The organism is Microcystis sp. M53603_WE2 (assembly GCF_030065435.1).
In genome coordinates, this window is the sequence record NZ_JASJFF010000796.1 from 1 (window position 1) to 1,184 (window position 1,184).

Annotated in this window: 1 protein-coding gene and 1 pseudogene; both read left to right on the forward strand. The window is 43.2% G+C overall.

Annotated elements, in window-relative coordinates; all coding sequences use genetic code 11:
* Positions 1-209 (forward strand): annotated as a pseudogene (locus tag PX481_RS17000) (Uma2 family endonuclease); the annotation flags it as partial.
* Between the two features lie 531 nt (positions 210-740).
* Positions 741-1,184: HAD family hydrolase (locus PX481_RS17005; protein ID WP_288095115.1), on the forward strand; the 444-nt coding region annotated here is incomplete at its 3' end.

The following is a 1,184-nucleotide window of genomic DNA, read 5'->3' on the forward strand; positions in this document are numbered from 1 at the left end:
TGCCGGAATTATGGCGTTTTAATGGACAAATCTGGCGCATTTATCGGTTAGAAAAGGGGGTTTATCAGGAAGGAGAATTTAGTCCGACTTTTCCCCTAGTTCCCAAAACTAAACTCTATGAATTTTTAGCCACTGCTAAAGAGGATGAAGTGAAGGCAGAAAAGAATTTAAGAGCATGGCTTGTTAGTCAACTAGCTAAAAATAATTAACTAGGGCAGTTTTTGAGGTAATTATGGTGACATTTTATCTAGAGTTAAATACTAACGTTTCTTGTCAGGCTGATAATTTCTTTTCCCAATTTAATATTGTTTTATTCGTGTATCCAAATGTTCGGACTGTTGCATTTAATCCCATGCCTTCCATCCTAGCTTTCAATACTTTGACAATTTTCGAGGGATTTCGCTAGAATACAGAAAGCGGTAAAGCGCGTAAGGGATCACGGAAACCTCCCGCTCCTTTGTACCTCGGAACAAATATCGCCCTTGAAAATGTAATGGTGACGGGTCAAGCAGGATAGAAGCTTAACGGCTAAGGTCAAAACAGCCCACAAATAAAATTCAGATCCGTCCGCCGCCGGGCAGTCGGTAGACGTTAAACTAAAACGCTTGTGGATTCGGTCTGACGGGGGCATAGTCTTCCGATTGTGTCTAGTTAAGAGGAGTAGAAGCAAGAATCTCCAGTCACAGCGTAGCTTGACGGCGAGAGTGTCAATAACTGTTACCGTTGAATGGGACAAGACTGTGGATATTCGCTTAATCGTTGTTGATGTGGATGGAACGATCGCCGGTGATAACAATCAGGTTAATCCAGCTGTGGTGCAAGCTGTCTCGGCCGTCCAAAAAAAGGGAATTCCCGTCGCTATTGGCACTGGTAGGATGTACCGCTCGGCTTTACGTTTTCATAAACGCCTTAAATCCACTTTACCTTTAATTGCTTACAATGGCGCTTGGATTCAAGATCCTGTTTCCCAAGTTCACCATCGACATACTCCCATTTCCCCCGACTTGGCGATCGATCTTTTAGATTATCTCGAACAACCCCAATGGAAAGAGAAAATCTCCCTTAATTTTTATATGGACGATGTGCTTTATGTGCGGCAATTAAACGCGGAAACGGAATTCTATCGGCAGCGATCGGGTATTATTGCCGAAGCAGTGGGAGATTTACGCAAAGTTGCCCACAAA